The 23,661-nt window shown below is 69.0% G+C and carries 23 protein-coding genes; 12 read left to right on the forward strand and 11 right to left on the reverse strand.

Annotated features, from left to right (window positions below; all coding sequences use genetic code 11):
• The first annotated feature begins 11 nt into the window (after window positions 1–11).
• Entirely contained in the window at window positions 12–2,498 is a 2,487-nt protein-coding gene (locus tag BS329_RS14990) for a DNA gyrase/topoisomerase IV subunit A (protein WP_076160956.1), read from the forward strand.
• Between the two features lie 276 nt (window positions 2,499–2,774).
• On the opposite strand, the gene BS329_RS14995 is transcribed toward BS329_RS14990, so the two are convergent.
• Genes BS329_RS14995 through BS329_RS15015 form a run of 5 tightly spaced genes read right to left on the reverse strand, consistent with a single transcriptional unit; the run spans window position 2,775 to window position 7,359 of the window.
• Window positions 2,775–3,995, reverse strand: coding sequence for an acyl-CoA dehydrogenase family protein (locus tag BS329_RS14995; RefSeq protein WP_076160958.1), 1,221 nt, complete (start codon window positions 3,993–3,995; stop codon window positions 2,775–2,777).
• Complete coding sequence (locus tag BS329_RS15000; RefSeq protein WP_076160961.1) at window positions 3,992–4,861, reverse strand: SDR family oxidoreductase; 870 nt, start codon at window positions 4,859–4,861, stop codon at window positions 3,992–3,994. The genes BS329_RS14995 and BS329_RS15000 overlap by 4 nt, the downstream gene beginning before the upstream one ends.
• A 10-nt stretch (window positions 4,862–4,871) precedes the next feature.
• A complete protein-coding gene (locus BS329_RS15005) occupies window positions 4,872–5,717 on the reverse strand; it encodes a MaoC/PaaZ C-terminal domain-containing protein (RefSeq protein WP_076160963.1) in 846 nt (281 codons plus the stop codon).
• Window positions 5,714–6,145: a type II toxin-antitoxin system Rv0910 family toxin gene (locus BS329_RS15010; RefSeq protein WP_076160966.1), complete on the reverse strand. Its 432-nt coding sequence runs from the start codon at window positions 6,143–6,145 to the stop codon at window positions 5,714–5,716. The genes BS329_RS15005 and BS329_RS15010 overlap by 4 nt, the downstream gene beginning before the upstream one ends.
• A gap of 20 nt (window positions 6,146–6,165) precedes the next feature.
• Window positions 6,166–7,359 (reverse strand): lipid-transfer protein, encoded by a 1,194-nt coding sequence (locus BS329_RS15015; RefSeq protein ID WP_208619213.1) that lies wholly within the window; start codon window positions 7,357–7,359, stop codon window positions 6,166–6,168.
• 181 nt (window positions 7,360–7,540) lie between these two features.
• Between BS329_RS15015 and BS329_RS15020 the strand changes: the two genes are divergently transcribed.
• From BS329_RS15020 to BS329_RS15030, 3 genes are all read left to right on the forward strand, one after another.
• Window positions 7,541–8,488, forward strand: a complete 948-nt coding sequence (locus BS329_RS15020; RefSeq protein ID WP_208619214.1) for a hypothetical protein — start codon at window positions 7,541–7,543, stop codon at window positions 8,486–8,488.
• A gap of 9 nt (window positions 8,489–8,497) precedes the next feature.
• A complete protein-coding gene (locus tag BS329_RS15025; protein WP_076160968.1) occupies window positions 8,498–9,205 on the forward strand; it encodes an RraA family protein in 708 nt (235 codons plus the stop codon).
• Between the two features lie 147 nt (window positions 9,206–9,352).
• Window positions 9,353–10,228: a LysR family transcriptional regulator gene (locus BS329_RS15030; RefSeq protein WP_076160970.1), complete on the forward strand. Its 876-nt coding sequence runs from the start codon at window positions 9,353–9,355 to the stop codon at window positions 10,226–10,228.
• Window positions 10,229–10,291: 63 nt separating this feature from the next.
• On the opposite strand, the gene BS329_RS15035 is transcribed toward BS329_RS15030, so the two are convergent.
• Both BS329_RS15035 and BS329_RS15040 read right to left on the reverse strand, forming a co-directional pair.
• Window positions 10,292–11,086: a DsbA family protein gene (locus BS329_RS15035; protein ID WP_084749716.1), complete on the reverse strand. Its 795-nt coding sequence runs from the start codon at window positions 11,084–11,086 to the stop codon at window positions 10,292–10,294.
• A gap of 2 nt (window positions 11,087–11,088) precedes the next feature.
• Window positions 11,089–11,577, reverse strand: coding sequence for a MauE/DoxX family redox-associated membrane protein (locus BS329_RS15040; protein WP_084749736.1), 489 nt, complete (start codon window positions 11,575–11,577; stop codon window positions 11,089–11,091).
• A 91-nt stretch (window positions 11,578–11,668) separates the two neighbouring features.
• Between BS329_RS15040 and BS329_RS15045 the strand changes: the two genes are divergently transcribed.
• Together BS329_RS15045 and hrpB are read left to right on the forward strand one after the other, a co-directional pair.
• A complete protein-coding gene (locus BS329_RS15045; protein WP_076160976.1) occupies window positions 11,669–12,496 on the forward strand; it encodes a glutamate ABC transporter substrate-binding protein in 828 nt (275 codons plus the stop codon).
• Entirely contained in the window at window positions 12,493–14,886 is a 2,394-nt protein-coding gene (gene hrpB / locus BS329_RS15050) for an ATP-dependent helicase HrpB (RefSeq protein ID WP_076160978.1), read from the forward strand. The genes BS329_RS15045 and hrpB overlap by 4 nt, the downstream gene beginning before the upstream one ends.
• A 5-nt stretch (window positions 14,887–14,891) precedes the next feature.
• On the opposite strand, the gene BS329_RS15055 is transcribed toward hrpB, so the two are convergent.
• Window positions 14,892–15,680, reverse strand: a complete 789-nt coding sequence (locus BS329_RS15055; protein WP_076160980.1) for an ion transporter — start codon at window positions 15,678–15,680, stop codon at window positions 14,892–14,894.
• Between the two features lie 135 nt (window positions 15,681–15,815).
• Here BS329_RS15055 and BS329_RS15060 point away from each other — a divergent pair, with 135 nt between their 5' ends.
• Genes BS329_RS15060 through BS329_RS15070 form a run of 3 tightly spaced genes read left to right on the forward strand, consistent with a single transcriptional unit; the run spans window position 15,816 to window position 18,516 of the window.
• Window positions 15,816–16,733, forward strand: coding sequence for an ABC transporter ATP-binding protein (locus BS329_RS15060; RefSeq protein WP_076160983.1), 918 nt, complete (start codon window positions 15,816–15,818; stop codon window positions 16,731–16,733).
• An 8-nt stretch (window positions 16,734–16,741) separates the two neighbouring features.
• Window positions 16,742–17,773 (forward strand): alpha/beta hydrolase family protein, encoded by a 1,032-nt coding sequence (locus BS329_RS15065; RefSeq protein ID WP_244197164.1) that lies wholly within the window; start codon window positions 16,742–16,744, stop codon window positions 17,771–17,773.
• Window positions 17,770–18,516, forward strand: a complete 747-nt coding sequence (locus tag BS329_RS15070) for an ABC transporter permease (protein WP_076160988.1) — start codon at window positions 17,770–17,772, stop codon at window positions 18,514–18,516. Before BS329_RS15065 ends, BS329_RS15070 begins: the two co-directional genes overlap by 4 nt.
• 128 nt (window positions 18,517–18,644) lie before the next feature.
• On the opposite strand, the gene BS329_RS15075 is transcribed toward BS329_RS15070, so the two are convergent.
• Complete coding sequence (locus BS329_RS15075) at window positions 18,645–19,190, reverse strand: TetR/AcrR family transcriptional regulator (RefSeq protein WP_076160991.1); 546 nt, start codon at window positions 19,188–19,190, stop codon at window positions 18,645–18,647.
• A gap of 43 nt (window positions 19,191–19,233) precedes the next feature.
• Between BS329_RS15075 and BS329_RS15080 the strand changes: the two genes are divergently transcribed.
• Entirely contained in the window at window positions 19,234–20,355 is a 1,122-nt protein-coding gene (locus tag BS329_RS15080) for an FAD-dependent monooxygenase (RefSeq protein WP_076160994.1), read from the forward strand.
• Here BS329_RS15080 and BS329_RS15085 read toward each other — a convergent pair.
• Together BS329_RS15085 and BS329_RS15090 are read right to left on the reverse strand one after the other, a co-directional pair.
• Complete coding sequence (locus BS329_RS15085; protein ID WP_076160997.1) at window positions 20,300–20,974, reverse strand: response regulator transcription factor; 675 nt, start codon at window positions 20,972–20,974, stop codon at window positions 20,300–20,302. The two genes, BS329_RS15080 and BS329_RS15085, sit on opposite strands and share 56 nt — an antisense overlap.
• Window positions 20,949–22,553 (reverse strand): histidine kinase, encoded by a 1,605-nt coding sequence (locus tag BS329_RS15090; protein ID WP_076161000.1) that lies wholly within the window; start codon window positions 22,551–22,553, stop codon window positions 20,949–20,951. The genes BS329_RS15085 and BS329_RS15090 overlap by 26 nt, the downstream gene beginning before the upstream one ends.
• A gap of 125 nt (window positions 22,554–22,678) precedes the next feature.
• Here BS329_RS15090 and BS329_RS15095 point away from each other — a divergent pair, with 125 nt between their 5' ends.
• Both BS329_RS15095 and BS329_RS15100 read left to right on the forward strand, forming a co-directional pair.
• A complete protein-coding gene (locus tag BS329_RS15095; RefSeq protein ID WP_076161003.1) occupies window positions 22,679–22,888 on the forward strand; it encodes a hypothetical protein in 210 nt (69 codons plus the stop codon).
• Entirely contained in the window at window positions 22,885–23,643 is a 759-nt protein-coding gene (locus BS329_RS15100) for a hypothetical protein (protein ID WP_076161005.1), read from the forward strand. The genes BS329_RS15095 and BS329_RS15100 overlap by 4 nt, the downstream gene beginning before the upstream one ends.
• Window positions 23,644–23,661 lie beyond the last annotated feature (18 nt).

The raw sequence follows: 23,661 nt of genomic DNA on the forward strand, positions 1-23,661 counted from the left end.
AGCTTTGAGCAATGGCACGCCGTAAGGGCACCACCACCAAGGTCGACCCCTCCGCGTTCGACCAGCCCGGCGCGAACGTCTTCGACAACTCGCTGAAGACGGAGATCGAGGACTCGTACCTGGAGTACGCCTACTCGGTCATCCACTCGCGGGCGCTCCCGGACGCGCGGGACGGGCTGAAGCCGGTACACCGCCGGATCATGTACTCGATGAACGAGAACGGCTACCGGCCGACGCACGCGTACGTGAAGTCGTCCCGCGTGGTCGGCGACGTGATGGGCAAGTACCACCCGCACGGCGACACGGCGATCTACGACGCCATGGTCCGCCTCGCGCAGGACTTCTCGCTCAACGTCCCGCTGGTCGACGGGCACGGCAACTTCGGCTCCCCCGACGACGGCCCGGCCGCCTCCCGGTACACCGAGGCACGGCTGTCCCCCGAGGCGATGCTGCTGGTCGGCGAACTCGGCGAGGACACCGTCGACTTCCGGCCGAACTACGACGGTTCGCTCGAAGAGCCGTCCGTGCTGCCCGCGGCGTTCCCGAACCTGCTGGTCAACGGCACTTCCGGGATCGCGGTCGGGATGGCGACCAACATGATCCCGCACAACCTGACCGAGGTCATCGGCGCGGCGCGGTGGCTGATCAACCACCCGAACGCCACCCTCGACAAGCTGATGGAGTTCGTCCCGGGCCCCGACCTGCCGACCGGTGGTTCGCTGCTGGGGCTCGACGAGGTCCGCCGCGCCTACGAGACCGGCCGCGGCGTGGTGCGTATGCGTGCCAGCGCCGAGACCGGGCCGCTGGAGGGCAGCCGCGGCCGTCAGGCGATCACCGTCACCGAACTGCCGTACGGCGTCGGCCCGGAGAAGGTGATCGAGAAGATCACCGACGAGGTCAACAAGTCCAAGCGGCTCACCGGCATCGCCGACGTCAAGGACCTCACCGACCGCGAGAACGGCACGCGGCTGGTCATCGAATGCAAGGTCGGCGTGAACCCGCAGGCGCTGCTGGCCGACCTGTACCGGCTGACGCCGCTGGAGCAGTCCTTCGGCATCAACAACCTGGTGCTGGTGGAGGGGCAGCCGCGGACGCTGGGGCTCAAGGCGCTGCTGGAGGTCTTCCTCAGCCACCGCTACGAGGTCGTCACCCGCCGCACGCGCTACCGCCGCCGCAAACGCGAAGAGCGCCTGCACCTGGTCGAGGGCCTGCTGGCGGCCCTGCTCAACATCGACAAGGTGATCAAGCTGATCCGCGAGAGCGAGAACGCCGCGGCCGCGAAAGACGGCTTGATGAAGCGGTTCAAGCTCTCGGAGATCCAGGCGACCTACATCCTGGACACCCCGCTTCGGCGGCTGACGAAGTACGACCGCATCGAACTCGAGGCCGAGCAGGACAAGCTGCGCGAGGAGATCGCCGAGCTGTCGAAGATCCTCGACGACGAGTCGGTGCTGAAGAAGGTCGTCTCGGCCGAGCTGGCCAAGGTCGCCAAGGACTCCCCCGCCGAACGCCGCACCGCGCTGATCGACGGCGACCTCAAGGAGGTCCTCGCCGCGTCGAAGCCGTCCGGTCCGCTGGAGGTCGCCGACGACCCGTGCCAGGTGATCCTTTCGGCCACCGGGCTGGTCGCGCGGACCGCGGCGGAATCGGAGGAGGCGTCGGAAGTGCGGCGCCGCAACGGCCGCGTCAAACACGACTCGGTGTCCGCCGTCGTGCACTCGACCGCACGCGGCCAGGTGCTGCTGGTGACCAACCGCGGCCGCGCGTTCAAAACCGACGTACTGCCGCTGCCGGTGCTGCCCGAGCAGGCGGGCACCGTCTCCCTGCGCGGCGGGATGGCCGCGAAGGAACTGGTGCCGCTGGAGAAGGGCGAGCACGTCGTCGGCATCGCGCCGCTCGGCGAGCAGGCCGCCGGCTCCCCCGGTCTCGCCCTCGGCACGAAACTCGGTGTCGTGAAGGTGTGCGCGCCGGAATGGCCGGTCCGCTCGGACGAGTTCGACGTGATCAGTCTTAAGGACGGCGACGAGGTCGTCGGCGCCACCTGGCTCACCGACGGGAACGAGACGCTGGCGTTCCTGTCGTCCGAAGCGTCGCTGCTGCGCTACGCCGCTTCGCTGGTGCGCCCGCAGGGTCTCAAAGGCGGAGGCATGGCCGGGATAAACCTAAACGGTGACGCCGAGGCGGTGTTCTTCGCCGCCATCCGCACGGACGACGCCGAGCACGGCGAGCCGATGGTCGTCACCGCGACCGGCGCGAGCGTGAAGGTGACGCCGTTCAGCGAGTACCCGGCCAAGGGCCGCGCGACCGGCGGTGTCCGGGCGCAACGGTTCCTGAAGGGCGAAACGCGGCTGGTCGTTGGCTGGATCGGGCCGCGCCCGGCCGGTGCCGCCCGCAACGGCGACCCGGTGGAACTACCCGAAATCGACCCGCGGCGCGACGGCTCCGGCCACGCTCACCCCGGTCCAGAGGTCGTCGGCCACCTGATCGAACGCACCTGACCCCGCCACCCTCGGCCGCAATTAGTCACCTACTTGCGCGCCCAACCCCGCACTCACGTGATTGAAGCCGTAACTCGCGTGCTCGAAGCCGTAACTCGCGTGATGGGAGCCGTAACACACCCGCGACGGGAGTTCGCCTCCTGATCACGCGAGTTACGCGCTCAATCACGTGAGTTACGGCTCCCGTCACGCGAAATACGTCTCCAAGCACGCGTGATCCGGATCCGGGCACGCGAGAGTCCGGGCCCGACGTGATAGCAAAGGTCCCTTGCTCTCTCAGCGGGCCAGGAGGCCCTTCGCGATGTGGGTCACTTGGATCTCGTTGCTTCCCGCGTAGATCATCAGCGACTTCGCGTCCCGCGCCAGCTGCTCCACCCGGTACTCCGCCATGTACCCGTTGCCGCCGAACAACTGCACGGCCTCCATCGCGACCTCGGTGGCCGCTTCCGACGAGTACAGCTTCATCGCCGAAGCCTCGGCCAGCGTCGGCATCTTGCCCGCGCGCAGGGTCTCGATCAGCTGGAACACCATGTTCTGCACGTTGATCCGCGCGACTTCCATTTTCGCCAGCTTCAGCTGGATCAGCTGGAACCGCCCGATCTCCTGGCCCCACAGCGTCCGGTTCTTGGCGTAGTCCACGCAGAGCCGGTGGCATTCGTTGATGATCCCGAGCGCCAGCGCCGCGACCCCGATCCGTTCGACCGCGAACCCGGACTTCACCTCGGCCTTGCTGTCCCCGTCACGACCGGTCTCGGCCTCGCCGAGCAGCCTGTCGCGCCCGAGCCGGACGTCGCTGAAGAACAGCTCGCCGGTCGGCGACGACATCATGCCCATCTTCTTGAACGGCTTGCCCTGCGTGAGGCCGGGCATTCCCTTGTCCAGTACGAACGTCAGCACCTTGCGATCGCGGACGGCGGCGCCATCGCCTTCGTCGAGCTTCGCGTAGACGATGATCGTGTCGGCGTAGGGCCCGTTCGTGATGAACGTCTTCTGTCCATTGAGGACGTACTCGTCGCCGTCACGCCGCACCGACGTCTTCATCCCGCCGAAAGCGTCCGAGCCCGAGTCGGGTTCGGTGATCGCCCACGCGCCGACCTTCTCGAACGTCGCCAGCCCGGGCAGCCAGCGTTCCTTCTGCGCCTGCGTGCCCTTGGTCAGGATCGTCTGCGCGGTCAGCCCGATGCTGACCCCGAGCGAGGCGACGATGCCGAGGCTGACCCCGGCCAGTTCGCTCACCGCGATGAGTGCCATCGCCTCCTGCCCGCCGAACGCGAGCCCGCCGCCACCCGAACCGGACCCAGGCGACTTCGCCAGCAGTTTCGTCACCGACTCCCGCGCGAGCGCGTCGATGCCGAAGGACGCGAACATCTTGCGGATGAGGTCGTACGGCGGCAGGGTCCCGCTTTCCAGCGCGTCGAGCCGCGGCCGGATCTCCTTGTCGACGAACTCGCGGATCGCGTCCCGGATCAGCAGTTCGGTCTCGGACCACTCGATCACGGCAGCCTGGCCGCGATGTCGTCGATCTCCCAGGCTTCCTCGGTTTCGATCACCTTGACGTCGTGCCAGCCCGCGAGTTCCGAGATCGCGCCGCCCTGCACGGCGAACACCTTGCCGGTGAGCGGGCACTTCTCCGTCGCGAGATAGGCCACCAGCGGTGAGATGTTGGCGGGCGAGAACGCGTCGAACTCCCCTTCTTCGACCTCCTGCGCGAAGATCGCGCCCATCCCCGGAGTCGCCAGCGTGAGCCGCGTGCGCGCGATCGGCGCGATCGCGTTGACCCGGACGCCATAGCGTTCCAGTTCCTCGGCGGCGACCAGCGTCAGCGCGGCGATGCCCGCTTTCGCCGCGCCGTAGTTCGCCTGCCCCGCGTTAGGCAGCGTGACCCCGGACGCCGAGGCGGTGTTGATCACCGATCCGGCGACCCGTTCACCGGCCTTGCTCGCCGTCTTCCAGTACGCGGCCGCGTGCCGCAGCACCGCCGCGTGTCCCTTGAGGTGCACCGCGATCACGGAATCCCACTGGGACTCCTCCAGTCCGGCGATGAACGCGTCGCGCAGGATGCCCGCGTTGTTCACGACGACGTCGAGCCTGCCGAACTCGCCCACCGCCTGCGCGACCAGTTCCTCGGCACCCGCCCAGTCGGCGACGTTGGCCGTGTTCGCCACGGCCTTCCCGCCCGCCGCCCGGATCTCGTCGGCGACCTCCTGTGCCGGGCCGACGTCGGCCCCGCTGCCGTCGTTCGCCCCGCCGAGGTCGTTGACCACGACGCTCGCGCCTTCTCGCGCGAACAGCAGCGCGTGCTCGCGGCCGATCCCGCGGCCGGCGCCGGTGATGACGGCGACCCGCCCGTCGAGTGCTCCCATGGCTTTGCTCCTACTCCGCGAATTCCGCGAGGCCGTCTTTGATCACGACGGTCTCGCCGACGGTGGTTTCGAACGCGTAGCTCCCGGCGCCCGCGTGCCAGACGCGTGTCGTCAGGTCCTGGCCGGGCAGTACCGGTTTGGCGAACCGGACGGCGAACCGCTTCAGCCTGTCCACATCGGATCCGGCGACCTCGGTCAGCAGCGCCCAGGACGTGAACGCCATGGTGCACAGACCGTGCGCGATGATGCCCGGCAGTCCCGAATCCTTCGCGACCTCTTCATCGAGGTGGATCGGCATCGGGTCGCCCGCGGCGGGTGCGTACCGGTACGTCTGGTCGTTGTCGACGTGCTGGCGCACCTCAGCCACCGGCGCCCGCGAGCGCAGTGAGTCCTTGAACTTGTGCTCCGGCCCGAGTTCGCCCCGCGTCTCACCGGTGTCGAATCCACGCACGAACAACGTCACGTACTGCTCGTTGACGAGGTCGCCGTCTTCGGTGCGGCATTCGAGATGGATGGTGCCGCGCGTGCCGTTCGACAGCCCTTCGTAGCCGGTCATCCGCGCCCGCGAAACGAGCTTGTCGCCGGGGCGGATCGGCCGGTGGAACCGGAATTCCTGTTCCCCGTGCACGATCCGGCCGAACAACCCGACCGGCACGACCTCCAGCGCGGGTTCCATCAGCGACTCGAACACCGGCACGATCGCGAACACCGGGCCCGCGACGTCCCCGGCGAGATGCGCCGGGATCGGGTCGTTGGTGGCCTTGGCGTACTCGATCAGCCGCTCGCGGGTCACCTCGAACCGGGATTCACCGGTCCACTTGCCGAGCCCGCCGGGATCGAACCGCTCGTCCGTCACGCGACCAGCGCCTTGAACTTCTCCAGCGACGCGTCCAGGTTCTTCTTGCCGTCCTTCTCGACGGCCTTGCCGAGCGCGCCGACGATCATCTGCCCCGCGAACTCCGCGTCGATGCTGGCGAGCGAGCCGTCGCCGGACGCCTCGACGGACAGCTCGAACTTGACCTTCACCCCGGCCATGCCGGTCCCGGAGATCGCCAGCTTCGACGGTGCTTCGAACTCGTCGACGGTCCAGGTGATCGTGTTCGGCATCCCGAGCATCGTGACGACCTCGGAGGCCTGCGCCCCCTTGGAGAACTCGGCCGGGACCTCGCCCTTCCACTTGGTGTGGATGGTCAGCCACTTCTCGAAGTTGTTGGGGTTGGAGAACTCCGCCCAGACCTTGTCTGGAGCGGCGGGGAGTTCGACGGAGGCACTGATCTTGCCCATGGTTCGTCCTTTCGGTGAGATCAGCGCTCGGCGCGCTGGTATGCGGTGACGACGGCGGCGCCGCCGAGTCCGATGTTGTGCTGTAACGCGGCTTCGACGCCGTCGACCTGGCGTTTGTCCGCGGTCCCGCGCAGTTGCCAGGTCAGTTCGGCGCACTGCGCGAGGCCGGTGGCGCCCAGTGGATGCCCCTTGGAGATCAGCCCACCGGACGGGTTGACGACCCATTTGCCGCCGTAGGTGGTGTCACCGGAGTCGACGAGTTTCCCGGCTTCCCCTTCGGCGCAGAGGCCGAGTGCTTCGTAGAGCAGGAGTTCGTTGGCGGAGAAGCAATCGTGCAGCTCGATGACCTGGAAGTCCTCCGCGCCGAGCCCGGACTGGTCGTACACCTGCCGCGCGGCCTGGACGTTCATGTCGTGGCCGATGATGTTCTTCGCGGTACCGTCGAAGGTGCTCGCGAAGTCAGTGGTCATCGCCTGCCCGACGATCTCGACGGCCTGCCCCGCCAGCCCGTGGGAGTCCACAAAGGACTCACTGGCCAGGATCGCCGCACCCGAACCGTCCGAGGTCGGCGAGCACTGGAGCTTCGTGAGCGGGTCGTAGATCATCCGCGAGTTGAGGATGTCCTGCAGTGAATAGCTTTCCTGGAACTGCGCGTACGGGTTGTTCACCGAGTGCCGGTGGTTCTTCTCGCCGATCTTGGCGAAGTGCTCGGCAGTGGTGCCGTAGGTCTTCATATGCTCGCGACCGGCCGCGCCGAACATCCATGGCGCGGGCGGGAAAAGCACTTCGGAGATCTCCGCGAGCGCCTGAAGGTGCTTGCCCATCGGTTGCTCGCGGTCGTCGTAGGTCGAGCCGAGCGAGCCGGGCTGCATCTTCTCGAACCCGAGCGCGAGCACGCAGTCCGCGCGGCCACCCCGGATCGCCTCCGCGGCCAGGTACAGCGCGGTCGACCCGGTCGAGCAGTTGTTGTTGACGTTGACCACCGGAATGCCGGTCATGCCCAGCTCGTAGACCGCGCGCTGCCCCGAGGTCGACTCGCCGTAGACGTAGCCGACGTAAGCCTGCCGCACCTCGTCGAACGAGATCCCGGCATCGGAGAGCGCCTTCGTCCCGGACTCCTTGGCCATCTGCGGGTAGTCCCAGTCCTCGCGGCGTCCGGGCTTCTCGAACTTCGTCATGCCCACGCCGACGACGTACACCTTGTTCGCCACCACAACGCTCCTTGTCGTTGCCGGGTCGCTGTTGATCCTGAAGATACAGACAGGCCTGTATTTATCAACCCCTTACATACAGGTCTGCACGGATGTTACTACCGGCACGATGGGTGTCAGGTGACGCAGACAGACCGAGCGCACCCCCGTTAAACAGGGTGAACACGACTCACAGGGGGTTTCGATGAAACGTACGAGCCTGGTCCTGGCGGCCACCGTCGCCGCGGGATTGCTGTCCGCGGGCACCGCGTCGGCGACCGGATGGACGATGAGCTATCTGCGGCCGCCGGGTGGCGACGCCATCCGGGTGGTGGCCACCGACGGGGCCGGAAGCTACGCGGGACACTTCGACGGGGGCCTGCTCACCTGGTCGGGCTGGCGGGTGCGGAACCACGGCGTCCCGGCGGGCTACACCACGGTCGAAGCCGTGGACGAGAACGCGTCGAAGGCGGTTCTCGCGAACGGCTATGCGATCTCGACGAACACCCGCCGTTCGTTCGTCTTCGAGAACGGCGGATTCCAGCTACTGGAGAAGGCGCCGGGGTACTCCCAATCGGTCGTCACGGGCATGAACGACCGGGGCGACATCGTCGGCAGCGTGTACAACGATCCGCGGTTCGGCTCGTGGGCGGCGTTCTGGCCGGGCGGCGACCGTGCGCACCCGGTGGTCTTGGACTCCCCGCCGCTGCTCAGCCCGGTGGACATCGACCGCGACGGCACGATCCTGATGCAGGAACAGTTCGGCAGCACCTGGCTGTGGAAGGACGGCGTGGCGCGGGAACTCGTCCTCCCCGAGGGCATCCGCGAATCCCGTGCCCTCGCGATCCGGGACGGCAAAGTGCTGGCCGACGTCGAAGGCGGCGCCCGGGTGTGGACGGCCTACGACACCTCGGTTCCGGTGCCGGACGGCATGACGGCGACCGCGCTCAACGGGTCGGGACTCGTCACGGGCTGCCTGCGGACCATGGGGACCGAAACGATTCCCGCGGCGTGGTCCCTGGGCGGGCCGGTCGAGACGCTTCCCGCGCCGTCCAGCGGTTGCGGTGCCATCGCGGGGGCGAACGGCGAAATCATGGGCACTCTCCAGGACGACGAGTATCACGACAAGCTCGTCGTATGGCGTCGTGGCTAAAGTCGGGGTATGGATTTCGAGGAGCTTCGGCAGCGGTTCGAACTGCTGACCACCGCGCATCTGACCGACGGCTGCGTCCGCGCCGGCGTCCCGGTCCGGTGCGCGCCCGCCGGGACACGCGCGGTCGTTCCCGGTAGCAGGCTGGCCGGGCGGGTCTCCCCCGCCCGGCACGTCGGCAGTGTCGACGTCTTTCTGGAGGCGTACGAAACCGCGAACCCCGGCGACGTCCTCGTCGTCGACAACGGCGGCAGGCTCGACGAAAGCTGCGTCGGCGACCTCGCGGTCCTCGAAGCGCAGTCGGCCGGGCTGGGCGGCGTCGTGATCTGGGGCCTGCACCGCGACACCGCCGACATCGTGAAGATCGGCCTGCCGGTGTTCAGCCTCGGCTCGATCCCGACCGGTCCGCTCTCGGTCTCCGCCCGCCCGGACGGCGCGCTGGAATCGGCCGTCGTCGGCGAGTGGACGGTGAGCCGCGCGGACCTCGTGTTCGGCGACGAGGACGGCGTCCTGTTCATCGCGGCCGACCGCGCCGACGAGGTTCTCGACCGCGCGGAGGCCATCCGCGACACCGAACGCCTGCAAGCAGACCGGATCCGCGCCGGGGAGTCCCTTCGCGAGCAGGTGCGCTTCGCCGACTTCCTCGCGGAGCGCGCGAAGACGCCTTCGCTGACGTTCCGTGAGCACCTGCGGGCGGTGGGCGGCGCCATCGAGGAGTAGCAAGGGACCTTTGCTCTCGCCCGACGGCCTGACCAGGGAAAACGCGCCCCGATCAGGCCGTCGGCACCCTCTTGCGAGGCGGTCCAGGTTTGCGGAAAGACGATGCCCGGCGACCCACACCCGTCCCGAATCGATAACCTGAAGATTATGGAACTGCGGGAGATCGAGATCTTCCTGGCGCTGGCCGACGAACTGCATTTCGGCCGCACCGCGGAACGGCTGCACGTCTCGCAGGCACGGGTGAGCCAGACGATCAAACAGGTGGAGCGCCGGATCGGCGCGCCGCTGTTCGCCCGCACGAGCAGGCGAGTCCAGCTCACGGCGATCGGCGAGCGGCTGCGCGACGACCTCGGCCCCGCCTACCGCGCACTGCACGAAGGCATCGAGCGCGCGGTCGCGGCCGGACGCGGGATCGGCGGCGTACTGCGGCTGGGCTTCGAGGCACCCGGCGTCGCCGACCTCATCGAAAGCCTGTTGGACCGTTTCCGGAACCGATATCCGGAAACGGAACTGCTCATCCGGGAAGCCGATTTCGCCGACCCGTTCGCGATGCTGCGATCGGGTGAGATCGACGTGCTGGTGACCCTGCTTCCGGCTGACGAAGCCGATGTCACCACCGGACCGGCTGTCCACTCCGAACCGATGGTCCTCGCGGTGTCCTCGAAACACCCCTTCGCGCGGCGGAAGTCAGTCACTCTGGACGATCTCGCGCGGGACACCGTCCTGCGCGCGGCGCATCCGCCGGAGCCGTACTGGGTCGAGGAACCGAAGCAGTGGCTGACACCCGCCGGGCACCCGGTGACCCGAGGGAGGTCTTTCGCGACGTTCCAGGAACTGCTCGCCGCGATCGCCACCGGCGCCGGGATCTGCCCGCTCGCCGCGCACGCGCAGGAGTACTTCTCGCATCCCCGGATCCGCTTCGTGCCCTTCGCGGGCTCCCCCGACGTCGAGTGGGGCCTCGTCTGGCCCCGCTCCGCCGAAACCGCCCGCGTCCAAGCCTTCGCCGCCCTCGCCCGCAATTAGTCCTCTAGTTGCGGTCCTCGCACGCGCAAGGACCGCAACTAGAGGACGAAACGCGACGGGGAACTAGCCGAGGACCTTCTGAAGCCAGCCTTCGTCGAGCTTCACGACCTGCCCGTTCGACGCGACGGTCGGCGTGCCGAAACTGGGACCCCGGCCGAAGTCCTGCTGCAACGACGGATCCGTGGAGGTCTTCTTGTACTCGTCCTGGATCTGCTGCTCGTAGACGCCGGTGTTGATCGACGTGGCGAAGGCCGGGTCGGTGATGCCGACGTCTTGGCCGAGCTTGATCAGCTGCGCCTTGTCGAACCCGCGCGCTCCCTCGTCCGGCTGATCCTTGAACAGCGCGTCGTGGAAGGCGAGGAACTTGCCCGCGTCGGCCGCGGCCAGTGCGGCGTTGGCCGAGTCCAGCGAGTAGCCCGGTGGGTCGGAGCGCTGGTTGAGCATCGGCAGCATGTGGTAGCGAACCTGCAGGGTCCCGTTGTTCACCTGCTCGTGGATCTGGCCCCCGAACTTTTCCTCGAACTGCTTGCAGACCGGGCACAAGAAGTCGGCGTAGACGTCGATGGACTTCTTCGCCTCGGGCTTGCCGGCGCTCACCACGACGCCGTCACGCTTCTCGACGACGCCTGGCCCCCAGGTACCCGACTGCGCCGCGATCACCTTGCCGTCGGTGCTGTCCTTGCTGGACGTCGACCAGATGACGCCACCGATCACCAGCGCGGCGAGCACGATCACCGCGACGGTGATCACGACGACCTTCTTCTTGTCGCCCCCGGCGACGCCCCTGGCCTGTGCCACCGAACGCGCCGCCGTCTGCTGCTGCTTGCGTTTCCGAGCGTTGCGCTCAGCTCCACCCACGATTATCCGTTCCCTTCAGCGATACCCACATAGTCGTCGTCGGCGGGGGCCCCGGAGTTCCCGAGCCAGCCGTCCACCGACAGCCAGGTCCGCGGCCGCACGATCAGCCAGACACCCAGCAGGGCGAACCCGAGGTCCCTGGCGATCTCCTGCGGATACTGCGTCTGATCCGCGGCGATCTGACCGCCGCCGCCGAAGCAGCCACAATCTATGCTCAGGCCACGCGCCCACGATTGGGCGATGGCGGCGATGAGCACCGCGAGCAGCAGCACCGACAGCACCGACGCCCAGCGGGTCACGAACCCGGCGAGCAGGAGCAGGCCGAGCGCCAGTTCGGCGATCGGCATCCCGATCGCCACCGGGCGGACGAGCCCGTCCGGCAGGACGTCGAACGCCTGCACGGCGATGTAGGTCTGCCCCGGAGCGCTGATCTTCAGCGCTCCGGAAATCAGCCAGACGGCGGCCAGTCCGAGCCGGGCGAGGGTGCCCACGGCATCGAACACGACTTGGGGCGGTCTACGCACGGGCCTAGGCTAGCCGTCAACCCTGAGAACAATGTGAGGCGGCGGACGGAGGCACCCGATGAGGGGACGCGCCCTGCTGACAATCTGCTTGATGCTGGTCACGACGGCGGCTTGCAGCCAGGAGACCGGTCCGTCGGATTCCCTTGTCGCGCGGGCCGTCGGATCGAACAAACTCACCATCGGCATCCGCTTCGACCAGCCGGGACTGTCCCAACGGACGGTCGACGGCCGGTATGTCGGCTTCGACGTCGACGTGGCGAAGTACGTCGCGGCCGAATTGGGCGTCGACGCGGATCGCATCACCTGGCACGACTCCAAACCGTCGTCCCGTGAGACCGACATAACGTCGGGGACCACGGATTTGATGGTGGCGAGCTATTCGATCACCGAAAAACGCAAACAGATGGTCGCTTTCGCCGGGCCCTATTTCGACACCGGCCAGGATCTGCTGGTCCGGCTCCGGTCGACCGACATCACCGGCCCCGAGAACCTCAACGGCCGCAAGCTGTGCGCGGTGGGCGGCACCACCTCGGCCGAGCAGGTGCGCGACAAGTTCGCCCAAGCCGTCCAGCTCGTCGAATACCCGCGCTACCAGGACTGCGTCACGGCGCTGCTCGCGCAGCAGGTCGACGCGGTGACCACCGACGACGTCATCCTGGCCGGCTACGTGGCGCAGAACCCGGAGTTGCTGAGGGTCGTCGGCAAGCCCTTCTCCGCCGAGAAATACGGTGTAGGCCTGCGCAAGGGTGACGACGAGGGGCGGGCGGCGGTGGCCAGGGCCATCCAGAAGATGATCTCGTCGGGCGATTGGCTCGCATCGCTGAACCGCAACATCGGCCCGTCCGGTTACCGGATCCCGCCGCCACCACAGGTCACCGAACGGTGACCCTTCCCGATCTGCCGGTCCGCGCCGTCCTGCCCGAACTCGAAGCCGCGCTCGACGCCCATGGCACCGCCGTGCTCGTCGCGCCCCCGGGGACCGGCAAGACCACCCTGGTGCCGCTCGCGCTGGACAACGGCGAAGGCCGGGTGATCGTCGCCGAACCCAGGCGGCTGGCCGCGCGGGCCGCGGCGGCGCGGATGGCGTCCCTGCTGGGTGAACGGGTCGGCGAGACGGTCGGCTATTCGGTGCGCGGAGACCGGAAGGTGTCTTCTTCGACGCGAATCGAAGTGGTCACTTCGGGGCTGCTGGTCCGGCGGGTGCAGGGTGATCCCGAACTGTCCGGGGTTTCGACCGTCCTGCTCGACGAATGCCACGAACGGCACCTCGACGCGGACCTGGTGCTCGCGTTGCTGCTGGACGTGCGTGCCGGGCTGCGGGACGACCTGCGCCTGATCGCGACTTCCGCCACCGTGGCGGCCGGACGGCTGGCCGCGCTGCTCGGGAACGCGCCGGTGATCACCGCGTACGCGAGGACCTATCCGGTCGACGTCTCGTATTCCCCGCCCGCGCGTGGCGAGCGGATCGAGACGACCGTGGTCCGCGCGATCCACAAAGCACTGTCCGAAGGGGACGGAGACGTCCTCGCGTTCCTGCCCGGCGCGGGCGAGATCGCCAGAGTGAGTGGCCTGCTCAGCGGCCTGGCCGCCGACGTGCTGCCACTGCACGGGCGGCTTTCGGCGACGAGTCAGGACGACGCGCTGCGCCCGCGCGCCCGCCGCCGGGTGGTGCTCTCGACGTCGGTCGCCGAGTCCAGCCTGACCGTGCCGGGTGTGCGCGCGGTGGTGGACTGCGGACTGTCCCGGGTGCCCAGGGTCGATCACCGGCGCGGACTGCCGGGGCTGGCGACGGTCCGGGTTTCGGCCGCGGTCGCGGAACAGCGCGCCGGCCGGGCCGGACGTGAGGCACCGGGGCGTGCTTACCGGTGCTGGGCGGCGCACGAACAGGGTTCCCTGCCCGCCTACCCCGAGCCGGAGATCAGGACGGCGGAACTGGCCCGGTTCGCGCTCGAACTCGCGTGCTGGTCCACTCCGGACGGCTCCGGCCTCTCCTGGTGGGATCCGCCGGGTGAAGGCGCGCTGGCCGCCGGTCGCGCGTTGCTGACCACGCTCGGGGCGACCACGGAAGACGGGACGGTGACCGAACGCGGCCGGAAGATGGCCGGGCTCGGCCTGCATCCGCGGTTGGCGCGGGCGTTGCTGGACGGCGCGGCACGGACCAACGCGCGTTCGGCGGCCGAGGTCGTCGCGCTGCTCGACAGTGGCGGCACACTGACCGATCTCGAAGCCGAACTGCGACGGGTGCGGGACGACGGGCGCTGGAAGTCCGACGTACGGCGGCTCGCCAAACTGGTGCCCGACGGCGGTCACGCGGCCGATCCGGCGCTGGTCGTGGCGCTGGCACATCCCGAACGGCTCGCGCGACGGCGTGCCGTGGGCACGCCGGTGTATCTGATGGCCGGTGGCACGGCGGCGGAACTGCCGCGTGGCAGCGGACTGGCGGACGTCGAATGGCTGGCGGTGGCCGAAGCGACCCGCGACCCCGGCCGCGCGCAGGGGATCATCCGGCTGGCCGCGCCCGCCGACGAGGCACTCGCCGTGCGCGCGGCGCCGAATCTGGTCACGACGGTGGACGAGGTGCACTGGGCAGGCGGGGACGTGGTGGCGCGTTCGATGCGGCGGCTCGGAGCGATCGTGTTGTCGGAGAAGCCGTTGCGCTCCCCCGCGCCGGACGCGATCCGCGCCGCGCTGCTGGACGGCCTGCGCACCGAAGGGCTCGGTCTGCTGAGGTGGTCGGAGGACGGGGGGCGCCTGCGCGAGCGGCTGTCCTTCCTGCATCGAGTGCTGGGCCCACCTTGGCCCGCGGTCGACGAAGCCGCCCTGTTGTCCACTTTGGACTCTTGGCTCGACCTCGGGCAGGCCCGCCGCCGGTCGGACTTGGCTTCACTGGACGCGGGTGCGGCGCTGCGCGGGCTGTTGCCCTGGCCCGAAGCGTCGCGTTTGGACGAGCTGGCGCCGGACCGGCTGGAGGTGCCGTCGGGTTCGCGGCTCCGCGTCGACTACTCGGGTGAGCAGCCGGTGCTGGCCGTGAAACTGCAGGAGACCTTCGGGTGGCTCGCGACGCCGGAACTGGCGGGGGTCCCCGTCGTACTGCACCTGCTTTCGCCCGCCGGGCGCCCCGCGGCGGTCACCGCCGATCTGGAATCCTTCTGGCGTAACGGTTATGCGGCCGTGCGAGCCGATCTCCGCGGGCGCTACCCGAAGCATCCGTGGCCGGAAGACCCGCTGAGCGCCGCTCCGACCCGGCGGACCGCCCGGCGCGGTGGCTCGTCCTGAGCGCCTCAGTCCATCATCTGGTGCTGCGGCCGGGTCGGCAGCTGCGCCGCCAGCTCCTCGTCGTCCTCTTTTTCGTTCAGCCCGAGTTGCACCGCGCTCCGGATCTGCTCCCGGTTCTCCCGCACGACATGCGCGAAGAACTCGTCGGTCCGCGGATCCGTCAGCACTTCGAGGATCACGCGCATCGCGGTGTCGATCACCGAACGCACCACCTCGTCGTGGAACGGCAGCTTCGAAAGCCGTCCCGCCTGCGGGTCGTTCTTGAGCTTCTCGGCGATGATCCCCCGCAGCAGCGTCTGGTTGTCGCCCAGTGACCGCGCGAGGTTCTGCGGGTAGTTCCCGGTTTCCAGCACCTTGACGACCTCGTCGAGCACCGCGATCGTGATCGGCTTCTTGATCGCCAGCACGATCGGCCGCGAAAGCCGTTCGACCAGCCGCTGCGTGAACCGCTCCCCGAACGCGCGGTCGGCCGTGCGCACGAGCCGGGCGAGCACCACCAGGATCCGCAGCAACCGGAATCCGCGCAGCGCCGGATCCGCGATCGGGATCATGCCGAGGATTTCGTACCAGTTGCGCAGCGGGAACCACTTCTCCCAGCCGTCGCGCCGCCACCGCCACAGGAATTCGAGCGCGAAGATCCCGCACACCGCCGTGTCGATGACGAAGACGGTGTGCGCCGTCTCGTCCGAATGCGGGAAGAACGTCACGTAGACGAGCAGCCCGACGGAGAACACGGCGAGGACGAGCATCACCAGGTCGAGCGGGTTCGCGCGCCGTTGTTCGCGGGTGGTCATGGCGCCGATTCTGCCTTTCCGCGGTGACTCGTGCCGGGCGGCACCTGTCGAAAGTAAGGGGTGTCCGATGACTTCGGGGCGATGCCCGCACGTGTCCCCGCGCCGGAGACTTGCGGTACACGAAGGAGGGCGCGGATGATCACGCTTCGAGGACTCACGAAGCGCTATGGCGAGAAGACGGTGGTCGACGGGCTGACCTTCGCCGTCGAGCCGGGCAAGGTGACCGGTTTCCTCGGTCCCAACGGCGCGGGCAAGTCGACGACCATGCGGATGACGCTCGGCCTCGACCGGCCCAGCGGCGGGGACGTCCGCATCGGCGGCGAGAAGTACGCGGACCTGCGGTCTCCGCTGCGTGAGGTCGGCGCGTTGCTGGAGGCCAAGGCACTGCACCCCGGGCGGAGCGCGGGCAAGCACCTCCTGGCGATGGCACGCAGCAACGGGCTCCCGGCGAGCCGGGTGGACGAGGTGCTCGCGACGGTCGGCCTCACCGACGTCGCGGGCAAACGAGCCGGGATGTTTTCGCTCGGCATGGGGCAACGGCTCGGTATCGCGGGCGCGTTGCTGGGCGACCCGGGCGTGCTGATGTTCGACGAACCGGTCAACGGTCTCGACCCCGACGGCGTCCGCTGGGTTCGGCAGCTGATGCGTTCGCTGGCGGCGGAGGGCCGCACGGTGTTCGTGTCGAGCCACCTGATGAGCGAGATGCAGCTGACCGCGGACAGGCTGGTCGTCATCGGCAAGGGAAAACTGCTCGCCGACGCCCCGGTCGACGAATTCATCGCGGGCAATTCGCGGACGTCGGTCGCGGTGCGGGTGCCCGTTCCCGCCGAACTGCGCGCACTCGACCAGCGTCTGCGCGCGCTCGGCGCGGCCACGGAAGCCGATCGGGACGAACTGATCGTGCACGACCTCGCCGTGCACAGCGTCGGCGACGCGGTGCACGAACTCGGGATCCGCGTGCACGGGCTGACCGAACGGACGGCGTCATTGGAACAGGCCTACATGGAATTGACCGCGTCGTCGGTCGAATACGGAACGGGAGTCGCGGCATGAAGTCACTCATGGTCTCGGTAGCAGTGATCGCGGGCCTGCTGGGGGCGCCGGCGGTCGCGTCGGCGGCACCGGCCGCCCCGGCTTTGTCGCTTCCCGCGCCGGAGGGCCCGTTCCCGATCGGGGTGCGCACGCTGCACCTCACCGATCAGCAGCGAGCCGATCCTTGGATGCCCGAGAAGCGGCGCGAGCTGATGGTCAACGTCTGGTACCCGGCCGTCCCCCTCGGGCGGGCGCCGCTGTACATGACGAACGCGGAGTCGGCGGCGGCGGTCGCCGGGCGGAAGCTCGACCTGCCGCCGGACACACTGAGCAAGGTCCGGATTCACTCGAGGGAGAACGCGCCTTCGCTGCCCGGACGTCGCCCGCTGGTCCTGTTGTCGCCGGGGGCGGGCAACAACCGGATCACCCTGACCTCGGTGGCGGAACATCTTGCCGCACAGGGTTTCGTGGTGGCCGGAATCGACCACGCCTACGAAGCCTGGGCGACGGAGTTCCCCGACGGACTGCGCCAGTGCGTCGCATGTACCCGGCCGAACGGCCCTTGGCCCGCCGCGATCGCGAACCGCGCGATCGACACGTCGTTCGTCGTCGACACCCTGCTGAAGGACCGGCGCTGGTCGATCGACGCCAGGAAGATCGGGATGGCCGGTCACTCCGCCGGCGGTTCGGCCACCGCCGCCACGATGGTCGCCGACCGGCGGATCAAAGCGGGCGTGAACGTCGACGGCCCCTTCTACGGCACCGTTTCCCTCGACCGGCCGCTGCTTCTCCTGGCGAGCCCGATCGGCGAGAAGCACTTCGGCCCGACCTGGGACGAGACCTGGCCGCGGCTCACCGGTCCGAAGGAGCGGTTCCTGGTCAAGGACAGCGGCCATTCGTCGGTGACGGACGCGGCGCTCCTGGTCGACCAGCTGGGGCTGCGACCGCAGATTCCGCCGACAGAGGTCGAGAACCAGTACGGCTCGATCGATTCCCGGAAGGCACTGGACTTCTTCCGTGACCGGCTGACCGGTTTCTTCAAGCAGTGGAGCGCACGATGAACGCGGTCTCTTCGGAATGGACCAAGTTCTGGTCGGTCCGCTCGACCTGGTGGTGCCTGAGCATCGGGGTCGTCCTGATGCTCGCCTACTCCGGCGCGCTGGGCCTGGCCGCGAACGCGGGCGTCGAACGCTCGATGGCCCCGCACGCCGTGGTGACCGGGGCGGCGTTCTACCTCACCCAGTTCGCCGTGGTCGCGCTGGCGGCACTGTTCATCACAAGCGAATACGCCAGCGGCAGCATCCGCTCGACCTTGCAGTGGATCCCGGTGCGAAATCGGCTCCTCGCGGCGAAATCGGCGGTCCTGCTGCCGGTGCTGTTCGGCTACGGCGTCTTGAACACGCTCGTCGGCGTGGCGATCTCGGCGCCGCTGATCCCCGCGCGGGATACCTCGGTGGGCGACGTCCTCGCGACCGCCGCGGGTATGGGTGGCTACTTCGGTCTGCTGGGCTTGCTCTGCCTCGGCCTGGGGACGGCGCTGCGGAGCACGGCGGGGACGCTCGTGACGGTGTTCGTGCTGCTGGTGATGGTCCCGATGTTCGTCGGTTCGCTGGGCGGGGAGGACATCCTGAACTACTTCCCCGGCTTCGCGGGCGTCAACGCGATGCTCTCGCCAGGGGAGCCGAACCCCATCTTCGGCGGCATCGCGCCCTACGCGCCCTGGGTCGGCATCGTGCTCTGTACGGCGTGGGCGGCGGCCGGTCTCGCCGCCGGTTCCACCGTGCTCCGGCGCCGCGACGCCTGAAGGCGCAGCAAGGGACCTTTGCTCCCACTTGCTCGCCCGGCCTGTCGCGAAAGCCACTTTCGGGACATCAGATGTCCCGAAAGTGGCTTTCGCGACACCCAGCCCCAGGCGATAGCAAAGGTCCCCTGCTACCCCGCCACCCCGAGCCCCGCCAGCACCTCCCGCGCCCCCCGCGTCAGCTCCGCCAACCCAGGCGGCCGCAGCGAGCCGGTCCCGGCGAGAGCGTCGAAAATCGTCCCGTCCAGCCAAGCGACGAGCACCCGCGCGTGCCGCTCCGGCTCCACCGAGCCGCGGTCGGCCAGCACCTCGGCACACCGCCGCCGGATCATCAGGCCCCCTCGGTCGTACGCCTCGCGCAGCTCCGGCCGCCGCGTCGCCTCCAGCGCGAACTCGTACCGCGCGAGCATCCGCGTCCGCCCGCTCGTGATCGCCGCGTGGGCGAACCCCGCCACGTACTCGGCCAGCCTGCCGGGCGGCGGGTCGAGGGTGACCTCGTCGAGTTCGACCATCCGCGAGATCGCCAGCTCCAGCAGCGCCGCCCGCGTCCGCGCGTAATACGAGGTCGAACCCGGCGGCAGGCCGGCGAACCGGTCGACAGCGCGATGCGTCAGCCCGCGCATCCCGTCCGCCGCGATCACCTCGATGGCCGCGTCCCCGATCGTCGCCTTTCGCACTCTACAAGTGTAGTAGTACTCTACGGATGTAGAGGAGGTCGACATGCGCAAAGCGATCGTGGCCGGCGGGGGAATCGGCGGACTGAGCGCCGCCATCGGGCTGCATGGCATCGGCTGGGAGGTCACCGTCCTGGAGCAGGCCCCGGAACTCACCGCGGTCGGCGCGGGCATCTCCCTGTGGCCGAACGCCCTGCGCTCACTCGAAACGCTGGGCGTCCACCTCGCCAAGCTGCGAGAACAAGAGTCCGGCGGCCTCCACGACCGCGAAGGCCGCCGCATCACCCGATGGGACGCCGACGCGTTCCGCCGTCACCACGGCCGCCCGCTCGCCGCCATCCACCGCGCCGACTTCATCGCGGCACTCCACGACGCCCTTCCCGCCGGATGCGTCCGCACCGGCGTCGAGGTCACGAACCCCGAGGACCTGGACGCGGACGTCATCGTCGCCGCCGACGGAATCCACAGTGGACTCCGGAAACGCCTGTGGCCGCGGCATCCCGAACCGGTCTACAGCGGCAGCACCGCCTTCCGCGCGGTGACCGCGCTCCCGCGTCCCACCGAACTCGGCACGAGCTGGGACGACGGCGCCGAGATCGGCGTCATCCCGTTGCACGACGGCCGGGTCTACTGGTGGGCGAGCTATGTCGCCGAACCGGGAATCCGATACGAAGACCCGAAAGCGTACCTTCGAAGGCGCTTCGGCGGCTGGCACGAACCCATCCCCGAACTGATCGAAGCGACCACGCCCGAGGCGTTGCTCCACCACGACCTGTACCTGCTCGGCACTCCCCTGCCGTCGTACGTGCGAGGCCGCATCGCGCTCCTCGGCGACGCGGCGCACGCGATGCCGCCGTTCCTGGGCCAAGGCGGCTGCCAGGCGATCGAAGACGCCGTCGTCCTCGCCGCCGCGCTCAGCACGCACGAGAACGTCGACACGGCATTGAGGAGTTACGACGAGCAGCGCCGCCCACGCAGCCAAGCGGTCGTCAAGTCCTCGGTCCAGGCCGGAAAAATGGGGCCCCAGCTCAGAAATCCGCTCGCGGTAGCGATCCGCAACAGCGTGTTCCGGATGCTTCCCGGCGCGCTCACCGCCCGCATCGGCGCCGGTGTCAGCGGCTGGACTCCTCCCGTTCCCCGCCGACCAGCCCCGCCTCGTACGCCGTGATCGCGGCCTGCACCCGGTTCCGCGCGCCGAGCCGGTTGAGGATGGTGCTCACGTAGGCCTTCACCGTGCCCTCGACCACGAACAGCTTCCCGGCTATGTCCGCATTGGACAGTCCGGAACCCAGCAGCGCCAGCACTTCCTGTTCGCGCGGGGTCAGTTTGCCGATCAGTGCCTTCGCCTCTTCGGCACGGGACACCTGGTTGCCGGAGAACCGCGCGATGACCCGCTGCGCGACCTTCGGCGAGAGGAACGCCGCCCCACCGGCGACGGCGTGGATCCCGGAGAGCAGTTCCCGCGGGTCACCGGACTTCAGCAGGAAGCCACTCGCGCCGAGGCCCAGCGCGCGTTCGATGTAGGCGTCTTCGCCGAACGTCGTCAGCATGATCACGCCGATGTCGGGCAGCAGCCGCCGGATTTCCTCGGCCGCCTTGAGCCCGTCCATGACCGGCATCCTGATGTCGAGGAGCACGACATCCGGCCTGGTCACGCGAGCCTGTTCGACGGCGGCGCGGCCGTCTCCGGCCTCCGCGACCACTTCGATCCCGGCGTCCGCGGCCAGGATCGCCGACACCCCGGCGCGGATCATCGCCTCGTCATCGGCCAGCACCACCCGGATCATCCGGGTTCCCCCTTTGCTCGTCTTCACTGATCATGTCCTTCGCCACGAGCTTCCCCTCGGCGAAGCACAGCCGGTAGGCCTCGTAGTCCAAGTTGAACACGGTGCGCTCGGTGCCGTAGTACTCGCACGTCGCCCCCGCGGGCACCGGCGGCTCCACCACCCTTGGCCGCGCGATCCGCTGACCGTCCGGCAGCACGACCGCGAGCTCCGCCCTCGTCTGCCCCGGCCGGACGCGGTCGTAGTCTCCCTTGCGCAGCACGGAGCCGTACCACTGGAAGAGGAACACCACCCCGCTGATCCCGACCACCACGCCGAAGAGCCCGATCGGCACGACGATCGCCTGGATCAGGCTGCGCCGCACGTCCCGTCGAGCACGTTCCAGTTCCTTCGCCGACGTCGACTGTCCCACTTCGGCGTCCATCGCCGCCTGGTTTTCCGGCGATTCCTCCGACGGCGCCGCGTCATGCGGCAAGCTCGCACTGACCTCGAAGCCGCCGTCGCGAGGTCCCGCCCGCAAGGTCCCGCCGACCAGCCGGACCCGCTCACGCAGACCGATCAGCCCGCGCCGTCCCGAAGACCGGCCGGGCAAGGGCCCCGCGGGCGGCGGCACGTTGGTGACCACGACGTCGGTCCGCCCTGCCGAACGCACGACCCGGACGGTGACGGCGGCGCCGGGCGCGTGCTTCACGACGTTCGTCACCGACTCCTGCACCACGCGATAGGCCGCGCGGTCGACCATCGGCGGCTCGCCGTCGATCGAATCGTCCACAAAGGACTCGATGAGCACGCCGGACGCCCTTGCCCGGTCCAGCAGTTCGTCGACGGTCTCGTGCACCGGCTCGGTCGGCGCGTCGTCCTCACGCAGCACGCCGATGATCTCGCGCAATCGCTCGGTCGCCGTCGCGGCGCTCTGCCGCAGGTCACCGGCGGCCTCCCGCTGCTTCTCGTCGAGGCCGCCCGCGACCTCGAGCGCCGCCGCACGGACCGCTATGAGACTCAGTTCGTGACCCAGCGAATCGTGCATGTCACTGGCGATCCGGGTGCGCTCCCGTAGCCGCGCCCGGTCGGCGACGAGCCGCTGACGGCTCTCCATCTCCTCCGCGCGACGCCAACCGTCGCGCGCCATGTCCTCGCGCTGCCGGATGTACTTGCCCAGCAGCCACGGCGTCACCGACGCGAAGACCAAGAGCCCGAGCAGGGCGCCCCAGGAGGCGAACCCGTCCTCGCCCGCCATCAGCGCCACAGGGACCGCGATCACGGAGACGACGGCGAAAACGCGCAGCATCGGCTTCGCGACCGGCTGCCGGTAACCGGCGAGGTAGCTCACCGCGACCAGGACGAACCCTTCCCAGATCGGCACCCGGCCGCCGAAACTGCCCAGGACGACGAAGCCCGCGAGCATTGCTATGGCGAGCGAGACCACGGGGTACCGCCGCGACACCGCGATCGCGGCCGTGGTCGCGATGAGTCCGGCGAGCAGTTCCCAGGGCCTCGTACTGGATCCCGCGTCGATGACCACCAAGCCACAGAGCCCGAGCCACAGCGCGAGGTCCATCGCCAGCCGACGCCCGCGCCGCATCGGCTCTTCAGGATCCTTCACAGGACCGGACGCTACAAGCCGCGCCGTCCGCTTCGCCATGGACGAAAGTCAAGATGGTCCGATCACGCGGCCTCCGCGCGGGCCATGAGGCATGATGATCGACCATGGCCGAGCGCACACTCTCCGGTCAGCTAGGCGGTCCTGTCCCGGCAGGCATCGAAGCGCTGGCCGACACCGAGAAACAGGACCTCTCCGACGCGTTGCGCGACGCGCGCCACCGCCAGGCCAAGGCCTTGGCCGAAGCGGGCGAAGAGGGCTTGAAGTACGTACCCGCGCTTCTGCGTGGCACCATTCGCAAGGTGGTGGGCCTGTGACCACTGAAAACTTCGCCTCGCAGGCGGAAATCCTCAAACTCGCCCGCGTCCTCGGCACCACCCCCGAACGGCTCTCCTACTTGGGGAACGTCGACGCGGCCGAACTCCAGGCGTTCCGCGAGCAGGTCACGAACAAGCTGTTCGACGCCAACCGCGCCACCCTCGAGCGGATGGCGACGGCGAGCAAGCTCATCCCGAGCCCGATCCTCGCGAAAATCGCCGAGAAGGTCTTCGGCCCGCTTCTGTGCGCCCGGATCGCCGGGCTGGTGGACGTCTCCCGGGGCGTCGACGTCGCGAAACGCCTGAGGCCGCGGTTCCTGTCCGACGTCGCGGCCGAACTGGACCCGCGCCGGGCGAGCGCGATCATCGCGCGGATCCCGCTCGACACCGTCGTCGCGGTCGCGGGCGAACTGGTGCGCCGCGAGGACTGGATCACCGTCGGCCGGTTCGTCGGTCACCTGCCCGATCCGACGGTGCGGAAGGCCCTCGACGTCATCGGCGACGAGGCACTGATCCGGATCGCGTTCGTCCTCGACGACAAGAGCCGGATCGATCACGTCCTCGGCCTGCTCTCCGAGCCCCGCTTCCGGGGGCTCCTACAGGTCGCGGCCGCCGACGAGGACCTGTGGCCGCCGCTACTCGACCTGCTCACCCACCTGAGCGAGAAGCGGGTCGAGCAGTGGTCCCCCCTGCTCGGCGAACTCCCGCCGGCACTGCGCGAGCGCGTCGAGGAAACCCTCGGTCAAGCCTCCTGATCCCAGCGGGAGAGCAAG

This window comes from Amycolatopsis coloradensis (genome assembly GCF_001953865.1).
Taxonomy (GTDB): domain Bacteria; phylum Actinomycetota; class Actinomycetes; order Mycobacteriales; family Pseudonocardiaceae; genus Amycolatopsis; species Amycolatopsis coloradensis.

Excerpts from the sequence above, each read along its gene's own strand:
- BS329_RS15025 (WP_076160968.1), top strand. The coding sequence starts at position 8,498 with ATGGATTTCGAGGAGCTTCGGCAGCGGTTCGAACTGCTGACCACCGCG.
- BS329_RS15060 (WP_076160983.1), top strand. The coding sequence starts at position 15,816 with ATGATCACGCTTCGAGGACTCACGAAGCGCTATGGCGAGAAGACGGTG.
- BS329_RS15095 (WP_076161003.1), top strand. The coding sequence starts at position 22,679 with ATGGCCGAGCGCACACTCTCCGGTCAGCTAGGCGGTCCTGTCCCGGCA.
- BS329_RS15085 (WP_076160997.1), bottom strand. The coding sequence starts at position 20,974 with ATGATCCGGGTGGTGCTGGCCGATGACGAGGCGATGATCCGCGCCGGG.
- BS329_RS15080 (WP_076160994.1), top strand. The coding sequence starts at position 19,234 with ATGCGCAAAGCGATCGTGGCCGGCGGGGGAATCGGCGGACTGAGCGCC.
- BS329_RS15055 (WP_076160980.1), bottom strand. The coding sequence starts at position 15,680 with ATGACCACCCGCGAACAACGGCGCGCGAACCCGCTCGACCTGGTGATG.
- BS329_RS15065 (WP_244197164.1), top strand. The coding sequence starts at position 16,742 with ATGGTCTCGGTAGCAGTGATCGCGGGCCTGCTGGGGGCGCCGGCGGTC.
- BS329_RS15030 (WP_076160970.1), top strand. The coding sequence starts at position 9,353 with ATGGAACTGCGGGAGATCGAGATCTTCCTGGCGCTGGCCGACGAACTG.
- BS329_RS15000 (WP_076160961.1), bottom strand. The coding sequence starts at position 4,861 with ATGGGAGCACTCGACGGGCGGGTCGCCGTCATCACCGGCGCCGGCCGC.
- BS329_RS15045 (WP_076160976.1), top strand. The coding sequence starts at position 11,669 with ATGAGGGGACGCGCCCTGCTGACAATCTGCTTGATGCTGGTCACGACG.
- BS329_RS15070 (WP_076160988.1), top strand. The coding sequence starts at position 17,770 with ATGAACGCGGTCTCTTCGGAATGGACCAAGTTCTGGTCGGTCCGCTCG.
- BS329_RS15020 (WP_208619214.1), top strand. The coding sequence starts at position 7,541 with ATGAAACGTACGAGCCTGGTCCTGGCGGCCACCGTCGCCGCGGGATTG.
- BS329_RS14990 (WP_076160956.1), top strand. The coding sequence starts at position 12 with ATGGCACGCCGTAAGGGCACCACCACCAAGGTCGACCCCTCCGCGTTC.
- BS329_RS15090 (WP_076161000.1), bottom strand. The coding sequence starts at position 22,553 with ATGCGGCGCGGGCGTCGGCTGGCGATGGACCTCGCGCTGTGGCTCGGG.
- BS329_RS15010 (WP_076160966.1), bottom strand. The coding sequence starts at position 6,145 with ATGGGCAAGATCAGTGCCTCCGTCGAACTCCCCGCCGCTCCAGACAAG.